At 56.4% G+C, this 9136-nt stretch carries 7 protein-coding genes and 1 pseudogene; 2 read left to right on the forward strand and 6 right to left on the reverse strand.

From position 1 onward, the window contains the following. From APY94_RS13775 to APY94_RS11795, 6 genes and pseudogenes are all read right to left on the reverse strand, one after another. A pseudogene (locus APY94_RS13775) lies at positions 1 to 174 on the reverse strand (acetyl-CoA carboxylase biotin carboxyl carrier protein subunit); the annotation flags it as partial. Between the two features lie 2 nt (positions 175 to 176). Next, complete coding sequence (locus APY94_RS11770; protein ID WP_058939815.1) at positions 177 to 533, reverse strand: OadG family protein; 357 nt, start codon at positions 531 to 533, stop codon at positions 177 to 179. 18 nt (positions 534 to 551) lie between these two features. Further along, on the reverse strand, positions 552 to 2120 hold the full coding sequence (locus tag APY94_RS11775) for a carboxyl transferase domain-containing protein (protein WP_058939810.1): 1569 nt from the start codon (positions 2118 to 2120) through the stop codon (positions 552 to 554). 128 nt (positions 2121 to 2248) lie between these two features. Then, positions 2249 to 2680: a translation initiation factor IF-2 subunit beta gene (locus APY94_RS11780; RefSeq protein ID WP_058939811.1), complete on the reverse strand. Its 432-nt coding sequence runs from the start codon at positions 2678 to 2680 to the stop codon at positions 2249 to 2251. A 62-nt stretch (positions 2681 to 2742) separates the two neighbouring features. Continuing rightward, complete coding sequence (locus APY94_RS13020; protein ID WP_083500658.1) at positions 2743 to 7251, reverse strand: DNA replication protein; 4509 nt, start codon at positions 7249 to 7251, stop codon at positions 2743 to 2745. Continuing rightward, positions 7251 to 7745 carry a hypothetical protein gene (locus tag APY94_RS11795; protein WP_058939812.1) on the reverse strand — a complete coding sequence of 165 codons (495 nt, stop codon included), beginning with the start codon at positions 7743 to 7745 and terminating at the stop codon, positions 7251 to 7253. The genes APY94_RS13020 and APY94_RS11795 overlap by 1 nt, the downstream gene beginning before the upstream one ends. 104 nt (positions 7746 to 7849) lie before the next feature. Between APY94_RS11795 and APY94_RS11800 the strand changes: the two genes are divergently transcribed. After that, positions 7850 to 8362: a metallophosphoesterase gene (locus APY94_RS11800; protein ID WP_058939813.1), complete on the forward strand. Its 513-nt coding sequence runs from the start codon at positions 7850 to 7852 to the stop codon at positions 8360 to 8362. Between the two features lie 108 nt (positions 8363 to 8470). After that, positions 8471 to 9136: hypothetical protein (locus APY94_RS11805; RefSeq protein WP_058939814.1), on the forward strand; the 666-nt coding region annotated here is incomplete at its 3' end.

A 9136-nucleotide genomic window follows, 5' to 3' on the forward strand; every position in this document is an offset into this window, starting at 1 on the left:
ACTCGGGGCGCTCGCGGCGGGAACCGCGCTCAGGGCACCCACGTCGATTCCAAGCCCCTTCGCTTCAACGGTGTACTCCTTGTCCTCAAAGGCGACCTTAAAGCGGCCGCCTCCGAGTTCCTCAACCTCAACCTCGTATTCAACACCCTCGACGATGACCTTAACCTTCGCCATCTTCACCACTTCCCAATTTCATAGTTGAAGTCCTCAACTTCCTCCATGCTCGACTGAACGCCGTATAGGCGCCAGGCGTCTGAAACCTTCCTCCTGAATGGCAGGGGCCTGAGCTGGGCGGCCTTCTCGGCGGTGTACGCGAGAACCGCGGCGGTTACAACCGCGAGGTCCCTCGGCGGTATGGCGGGCTTCTCCTCCCTGGCCGCGGCGGTCGGCGCGGGGGCGGGGGCCTCCTTCTCAACGAGCCTTCTCTCGCTCCAGCCCACGAAGTAGAGAACGACCGCCAGTATGCTGAGCACCATGAAGACTATGGTAACGCCCAGCACCGTCAGGTTCAGGCCCTCCATGAACTCGCTCATTACTACCATGCTAACACCTCACAGGGGTATGTTGCCGTGCTTCTTCGGCGGCAGCTTGACGCGTTTGCTCTCAAGTGCCTCGAGTGCGAGGATTATCTTAGCCCTGGTTTCGGCGGGGTCTATGACGTCGTCGATGTAGCCCCTCGCGGCGGCGACGTACGGGTTGGCGAACTTCTCCCTGTACTCGGCTATCTTCTGCTGCCTCACTTCCTCCGGGTTTTCGGCCGCCGCTATGTCCTTCCTGAAGATGATGTTGGCGGCTCCCTCTGGCCCCATGACGGCTATCTCCGCGGTCGGCCAGGCGAAGACGAAGTCCGCGCCCAGGTGCTTGCTTCCCATGGCGAGGTAGGCACCGCCGTAGGCCTTCCTAAGGACGATGGTGACGAGCGGAACGGTCGCCTCTGCGTAGGCGTAGAGTATCTTCGCTCCGTGTCTGATGATTCCGCCGTACTCCTGCTGGGTTCCCGGCAGGTAGCCGGGGACATCGACGAGGGTAACTATCGGGATGTTGAAGGCGTCGCAGGTTCTCACGAAGCGGGCAATCTTGTCGGAGCTGTCGATGTCGAGAACGCCCGCGAAGTGTATCGGGTTGTTGGCGACTATACCGACGGTCTGGCCGTTCATCCTTCCGAAGCCGACGACCGCGTTCGGGGCGAAGTACGGGAGTATTTCAAGGAAGTCCGGGTTGCCGTTCTCGTCTCTGTCAACTATCTCATAGATGACCTGCCTCACGTCGTAGCCTTTGTTCGGGTCGTCGGGGACGATGGAGTAGAGGTTCTCGGTCTTCCTGAAGGGCAGGTCGTTCGTCTTGACGCGCGGCGGCTTCTCCATGTTGTTGGAGGGCAGGTAGCTCACGAGGCGCCTTATGAGCGCCAGAACCTCCTCATCGCTCTTGCCTATGAGGTGGGCCTGTCCGGCGCGCTGGGCGTGAACCATGGCACCGCCGAGCTGTATCGGGGTGACCTCGACGCCGGTGACTGCCTTAACGACCTGCGGCCCGGTGATGAACATGAAGCTCGCCGGGTTGTCCACCATGAGGATGAAGTCCCCTATCGCCGGGCTGTAAACAGCTCCACCTGCGCAGGGTCCCATGATGGCTGTGATCTGCGGAACAACACCGCTGAGAATCGTGTTCATCTTGAAAATATCGCCATAGCCCTTGAGCGAATCAACGCCCTCCTGAATCCTGGCACCGCCGGAGTCGTTGAGGCCTATCACCGGCGCCCCTGCTTCGAGGGCCAGCTCCATGACGCGCTTTATCTTCGCCGCGTGCATCTCACCGAGCGAGCCGCCCATGACGGTGAAATCCTGAGCGAACACAAAAACGAGTCTTCCGTCGATGGTTCCGTAGCCGGTTATGACACCATCGGCGGGCAGCTCCTTCTTATCGAGGCCGAACTCCGTTCCGCGGTGCCTGACGAAGGCACCTATCTCGACGAAGCTTCCCGGGTCCAGGAGCTTCTCAATCCTCTCGCGGGCGGTCAGCTTGCCCTTGGCGTGTTGCTTTTCAACGGCAGCCTCCCCGCCCATCTCAAGAACCTTCCTCTTCCTCTCATACAGTTCGTTGACCTTTTCCTCCATGCTCATGAGAACTCCCCCTGATGGCTTGGGTGCCTTGCACTTGTAGTTTGTAAAGTTTAAAAGGGTTTTCAAAACCGTTAGGCCTTCCAAAGAAAAAATGTGTACAATCGTACAAAAATTGAGTGAAAAAAGGTTCAGAGATGCTGTATCGGCGTCTCGGCACCGCACGCCTCACACTTGAGGAAGTGGAAGCGGCCCTTCTTGATGATCTTGGTGTCCGGCGAACCGCAGACCGGACAAATGACGTAGTCCCTGAGGTACTTCTTCATCTTGTTGGCTATGAGGTACGGTGTGAAGCGTCCCTGGAGGATTACGCGCCTGCCTTCGAGCGTTCCAGCGGTGGCCACCTCGCGCAGGATGAACTTGAGCAGGTGGTTCGGGTCGCGGTTCATGGCCTCCGCTATGTCCACGAAGTTCTCGATTATAGTCCTGTTTCCGGCTATCGTGACGGCCGCCGCGGGCACCTCGAAACGGGAAGTGTGATGCTTGACGTTCTCAGGGAGCTCCTCGTAAGCCTTATCGAGTAAATCTTCGAAATCGTAAAAGTCAACCTTCTTTTCGCTCATGCTCTCACCTCCATCTTAACTATCCGAAGGCGTTTATAACCTTTTGGAAAAATGGATAAGAATCAGAGGACGCGGTAGAACCCTGCCCGCGGCTCGTATATCCTGGCATCGCGCTTGAGGTCGTTCAGAAGCTTCCTCACGTCGTTCTCCGAGCCTATGCCTGCCTGCTTCGCCGCCTCGAGGACCTTGTCCTCCGGCGCCCCGAACTCTCCCTCGCTCTCAAGGTTCTTTATGATGTCCATGAGCCTGTCGATCTTGTTTATCTTCTTGGAGCTCTTGCCGACCTCCAGTATAGAGATATCGAGCGTTCCCTCCTCGTCGGTGGCTATCTTTCGTATCATTTCCTCGATTATCTTTATCGCGGCCTTGGCGTCCTCCCTCGTCACCGTCTCGCTTAGCCTCATCCTCGCGTGGGCCTCGCTCAGACGTATGAGGGCCTCCAGCTGCCTCGCCGTAACCGGAATCGGCTGAACGCCCTCCTCCTCGCCGGAGCGCTTGAAGCCCTTTCTCATCCTGACGTAGTAGCGCTTTATCTCATCCATCGCCTCCCTGCTGAGAACGGGGTGGACGTTCTTCCTCGCGTAGGCTATGTACTTCTTGAGCAGGTCGTAGGGTATCTTCGGCGTCACGACCTCAGCCTCGCCGCGGCGCACCTTGAGGATATGCTCCGCTATGCTCGCGTCGACCTTCTCGTCTGGCTCATCGAGGAGCAGGAAGATTAGGTCAAAACGGCTCAGCAGTGTGGGCGGAAGGTCGAGCTGCTCGGGGAGGCTCTTGTGGCGGTTGAACCTGCCGTACTTGGGGTTGGCGGCGGCTATGACGGTGGTTCTGGAGTTGAGGGTTGCGGTGATGCCGGCCTTGGAGATGCTTATCGTGTTGTGGAGAACCAGTCCGTGGGAGACGAAGAGATGGTACGGCTCAACGGTGACATCGTAAACCCATTCCCAGCGGTCGTTTGGAACCGTTTTAACTTCCCTGACCTTCAGGAAGTTCACATTGCGGCTGAGAAGGTCTTCGGCCCTTTTGATTGCCAGATTTATCTCCCTAACCCTGTTGTAAACCTCGTCCCGGACTATGCTAACGACAACTGGATCGCCCCTCTTCACTTTGTTCCTAAGAGTCAGGAAAGCCATGCCGTAGAGGCCAGCCAAATGGGTTTTGGGGAGGTAGTTAAAGGCCTTCTCCGGTTTCTCCTCGGCGAGCTTCAGGAGAGTTTCCGCGTGCCTTCTTAAGCCCTCTATTGTGCGCCTTATCAGGGACTCCGGAACGAGCTTACCTGCCTGGGCGTACCTTTCTGGCTTGAACTTGAGAAGTCTTCCAGCCTTAAGGAGCTCATGAAGGACCTCTGGCGGGAAGTACCTCTCGGCTTCCACAACCTCAAAATACCCCGGCAAGCGTCTTATCTTCGAAACCACTCCGATGGAGTAAAGATAGTCCTGTCTGGATTCGGCGTCACGGAGTTTGCGGAACATATTGCCCTCGACAGGGGGGAGTCCAGTGGGATAGCGGGCGACACCGAGCACTATATCGTGGGGGTAAACCATCTCGGCCGGTTTTTCGACTATCCTGCCGTTCTCCCATACCATTATCGGGTGCTCTGGGGTTACGGTTATCTCCCTGCCGTTTGAAAACTTCAGCTTTATGAACCTCTCCGGAGCTTTGTGTCTGCTCACTCTGTCCGCTTTGACCTTCACTATCTCCTTTCTTTCGAGGTCATAGGCGAGGAGCTCGATATTGTCCACTGGTAGGATCTCGGTGTCCTTACCGAGGATTACTTTATCGCGGTTGGCCTCGATGAGCGAGTCAACCAGCTCGCCTATCTTCACCTTCCTGCCGTCAGCTAGTAAAAGCTCAAAGTCGTGATGATAGCTCTGCTGCTCCAGCGCCTCGTGTATCGCGCTCCTGTCCCTGTCGCTCATCTTGTCGAACTCGTCAATACAGTTGTGGACTATGATTCCCTCCGCCAGGAAGTTGTGCTCGCCCGGCACGTAGAGGTCGTAGACGTAGCCATCGTAGGGAATGCGCTCGATGGAGACAATCTCATCCTTGAGCGGATTTAGGCCCTCATCAACACCCATGATGAAATCCCCCTTTCCAAACTTCTCCGCTTCCTTCCACTCAAGGGTCCGGCCGTCTATCAGGAGGTGGTCAGGAGTTATGGTCACCTGGTTGCCGGAGCGGAGCTTTATCCGGAGTAGCTCCCCCTTCCAGGGCTTCCTGCGGATTATCGTGGCTTTGGAGGTCTTCGTTCTCATGCTTCCAAGGTCGAGGGCAACGACGTTCATTTCCTTCTCCTGAATGTCCACAGCTTGACCGTTGGAAAGCGCCTTGTAGGATTTGTTCAGCTCGAAGAGATCTTCAATGCGAACGTACTTCCCATCAACGAGAACCCTTGAGTCCGGGTGAAGACAGGCGAATCCGCCATCGGCGAGAACGAGAACACCCGCTTCCAGAACCCACGAGCCAGTGAACTCGTCGCGCACAGCTGCCGCTGTGTTATGGACAACGAAGCCGTTGGCTACGAAGCTGTGAGAACCCTCAACCGTTAGGTCGTAGACGTACTCGTAGGGGGAGGTAATTTCTTTGGCGGTGATTTTCTCAACACCAGCTTCCGTAATGACCTGAGTGAATCCACTCCTAGTCAATGAGACTGCTTCTTTCCATCCTTCAGGGGTTAGGAGCTTTGTTTCTGGCGTCACAACTATCTCCTTGCCGTTTTCGCTTTTTATTTTCACAAGGTGCTCTGGAGCCTTAAGTTTCCACAGTTTGAGGACTTTAACGTGCCCTTTTTCGGATTTTACCGTTAATCCAAGCTTTTCCGCGTTGACAGTCATGTAGTCCTCAACTTCATTGGGGATTACCTTTTCGACGAGCCTCCCTATCTCCATCCTGCCCATGTTGGTCTCGATAATTGAATCCGGAGCGACGCAGAGACCGGCTGCGGAGCTGCTCTTACCACTCGTATAAATCGCCCTCGGCGCTAAATTGGCCACGTAGCGGAGGATTTGACTGTTGTGGACGAAGATGTCGTTCGCTATGAAGTTGTGATGTTCCGGAACTTGCAGGTCATAGACCCACGGATGCTCCGGTTTGTATTCCTCGATCTCTTCAACCCTGTCCCAGAAAATATCGGACTCTGCAAGGAGTTTTCTGAGGTTCTCGTCTTCCGTCTCGGGTATTGTCCTTGGCTCGTTCCATTTCCCTGGCGCGGCTATGAAGTCTCCTTTTCTGAGTTCCTCCGTTCTTCTCGTCTTGAACTGGCCGTCCTCAAAGGTGAAGAACGGGTGAGTCGGAGTTACACGAATCTCGCGCCTGCTCGCGGTTCTTATCATGTACATCTTCTCGGGAGCGCTCCTCTTCCAGGCGATGTTTGCCTTAACCTTTCTGACCTTGAGAGTTTTCGCGTCGAGGGCATATAGTTCAAGGTCAATTGGGGCGTAAAATCCATCGTCGACTTTCCCGAGGGTTCCTTCTTCCTTGGCCCTCTCAATGGCCTCTTCAACAATCTCACCAATCTTCTTCAGGCTCCCGTCTCCCAGAACAACCTTGGTGTTGTAATCAACGCACTTAGCTACTCCCGGATCTCCAACGAGCAGAACGTGGCTCTCTCCCCTGAGCTTCGTCCCATCGGGGAGCGTTCTCTGCACGCCGCCGAAGAGAGCGAGCGCTATGCCCTTCTTAACTGTCTTGTGGCCCCATATGGCGGGGGCTATGGAGTCAACGATGGCATCGACGATGTCCTTTCTCCTAGCCAGCTCGCGTATCTTCTGTTCGTCCTCAGGTGAGATTTCAAGCTCCTCTATCTCCTTGCTGAGCTGTTCTATGTGGTTCACCTCGAGAACCTTCTTGAATATGGGCCTCTTGTCCTTCTGCTCCAAAATAACGCGCAGTATTCCCGTGACGAGGACGCGGTCGCCCGGCAGGGCGGTATCCACCAGGTCGTCGAGGAGTATTGCATCAACGAACCTGGGCATCTGGCCGCCCTTGAGGCTCTCCGGCCTGTCCTGAAGGCGGAAGCTCTGGAAGTTTATGAAGCGGCTCTTCTCGACGTCGAGGTCAACGTTCCTTGAGCCGCAGGCATCGCACTTGGCCGGCTTAACGAGGTTGTCGTAGGGTCTCTGGAGACGGACCATCTCGTTGCCGCAGTCCTTGCATACAAATACCGCCTTTTCAACGAATGGTTTGACCTCGCTCACACGTGTGATGATTCCGTCAACCTGAATGAGCCTGTTTATGTGCTCGCTTCCAAGCTCCTTGACGAGGAGCGTCTTGGGGAGGTTGTAGAACCTCGCATGGGCGGTAAACTCCTCCTTCTTCTCGATGGGGGGCTCCCTCAGGACTATCTGAATGGCATCTTCCGCTGCTAGAATACTTTCCTCAGGGTTTTCTATCAGCTCCGCCGCCAGTTCCGGGTCGAATGAGTTGAGGTGCGTCCAGTCTATCGCGAGCGACCGTCTGGGGGTCACCGTGAGCAGGTCCTTCAGTTTGTTGAGGTAGACCTCCTTGCCCTCGTCGTCGACGTACTCCCTCAGAAAGCGCGCGTACCTCTCTATCATGTCCTCCCTGTCCATCACTCCTCACCGAGCCATTCGTTCCGTATCTTCGACAGCTGCAGGTATATCCTCCTCTCCTCCGGCGACAGGCGGGAGAGGAGTTCCAGGCTGTTGGGCCTCAGCCGCACCGCCTCGAGTATCTTTCTGAATCGTATCTGCTTGAGGTGCTCAAGCTTCTTCTTCAGGTTGGCCAGCTTGGTCAGCTTGATGTTTATGGTCTCTATGCTCTCGCCCGCGTTCAGCCTCACGTAGTTCTCAAGGTAGTACATGTAGAACTCCGCCCTCTCATACAGCCCGGCCGGGAGGGACGTAAGGGGTTCACTCTTCTTCTCCTCGGCTATGGCCCTGTCTATCTCTCCGATTACCTTATCAGTCTCGTCTATAACCTCGACCACCTTCGCTTCCCAGAGCTCCTTTGCCTTCCAATCCTCAACGAGCACGACGTCTCCGGCGCTCCAGTCCCCGAAGGGGCGGAGGATTTTAACGGGTATCACTGCCCTCCCTGTGAACATGACATCACCCTCTCGAATATACCCTACCCCCAGATGCTCTTAAAGTTCTCGGTTCATGGATAAGCCTATAAGCCCCGCCGCCCTATTCCAGCGCAGGTGAGAGCATGCTGATAGGTATAATGAGCGATACCCATGACAACCTCCCGGCAATCGCGAAGGCGGTCGAGCTGTTCAACGGAAGGAACGTTGAGCTGGTTATTCACGCCGGGGACTACGTCGCCCCGTTCGTTGCCAGGGAGCTCAAGAAGCTCAGGGCGCCGCTCAGGGGTGTTTTCGGCAACAACGACGGCGAAAGGAAAGGCCTCTATGAGGCACTGGACATCTACGATGAGATACTCGAAATCGAGGCCGACGGAATGAAGATAGCCGTGACACACGGCACCGACGAGCGCATCGTCCGCGCGCTGGCCAGGAGCAGACTCTACGACGTTGTCATAGTCGGCCACACCCACCGCTACGAGATACGCGAGGTGGGCAGGACTATACTCGTCAACCCCGGCGAGGTCTGCGGCTACGTCACCGGAGTGAAGAGCGTTGCCCTGCTCGACACCAGGAAGAGGGAGGTGCAGATAGTCAACCTCGACACCGGGGAGCTCCTGGGCGCAATGAGTCTCTAAAGAGCGCCTCTAACGAGCGTCTCTAACTGGCACCGCTGAAGGGCTGCTGAGCTTCCTGCACTCTCGATTTTTGGCCCTTGAATCAACAGAAACGAACCGGCGATGGGTATGGAGGATATACTGATTCCGAAGGAAAGGCGCGACGCGGTTGTGCTGATAGGTGTGGATCGGTCCGGGAGCGTCGAGTTCATCAAGGTCTATGCGGTCAGCGAGGAGAAGGCAAAGGAAACGCTTGAGGAGTTCTTCAGCGCGAAGGGTCTGTTCCCCAGCGACTATCGCCTCGTGAGCAGGGGGATCGAGGAAACCGGGGGGAAGGCGGCGATAACAACGCGGAGTGAGTCATCTCTGGGCGCATCCCTCTCGAGGCTCGGCCTCCGCCTGCTCTCGAACGGTGTGCTGTACCTTGAGGGTGTCGATAGGGTCTACCAGTTCACCCTGGTGAGCGAGGACCTCTACCGCAGGATAACCTCCGAGAAAGCAGGAAATGGCCCGGAATTTGAACCGCAGGCAATACTGCCTGAGGACGTTCTCTCCCTCGGCCTGGATACGCTCGTGGAGAACCTGCGGGGGATCGAGCTGGACGAACTCCTGCCAGAGGACGCGGTTCTTCTGCGAGAACCCCCCGTCGATAGGGTCGCCGGGATTCTGGCGGAGGCGAGGGATTACCCTGTTGTGGTTGAGACGAAGGATGCCGGGAAATACGGGTTCCTTGATTTTCCCGTCGTACTCCGGCTCCCCCCCTCTCTCGCCGGACGAGTTCGCCGCCGAGCTGTC

Source organism: Thermococcus celericrescens, assembly GCF_001484195.1.
In the GTDB taxonomy this organism is placed as follows: domain Archaea; phylum Methanobacteriota_B; class Thermococci; order Thermococcales; family Thermococcaceae; genus Thermococcus; species Thermococcus celericrescens.

Coding starts and splice junctions, on each gene's coding strand:
- APY94_RS11775 (WP_058939810.1), bottom strand. CDS start 2,120: ATGAGCATGGAGGAAAAGGTCAACGAACTGTATGAGAGGAAGAGGAAG.
- APY94_RS11795 (WP_058939812.1), bottom strand. CDS start 7,745: ATGTTCACAGGGAGGGCAGTGATACCCGTTAAAATCCTCCGCCCCTTC.
- APY94_RS11770 (WP_058939815.1), bottom strand. CDS start 533: ATGAGCGAGTTCATGGAGGGCCTGAACCTGACGGTGCTGGGCGTTACC.
- APY94_RS11800 (WP_058939813.1), top strand. CDS start 7,850: ATGCTGATAGGTATAATGAGCGATACCCATGACAACCTCCCGGCAATC.
- APY94_RS13020 (WP_083500658.1), bottom strand. CDS start 7,251: ATGGACAGGGAGGACATGATAGAGAGGTACGCGCGCTTTCTGAGGGAG.
- APY94_RS11780 (WP_058939811.1), bottom strand. CDS start 2,680: ATGAGCGAAAAGAAGGTTGACTTTTACGATTTCGAAGATTTACTCGAT.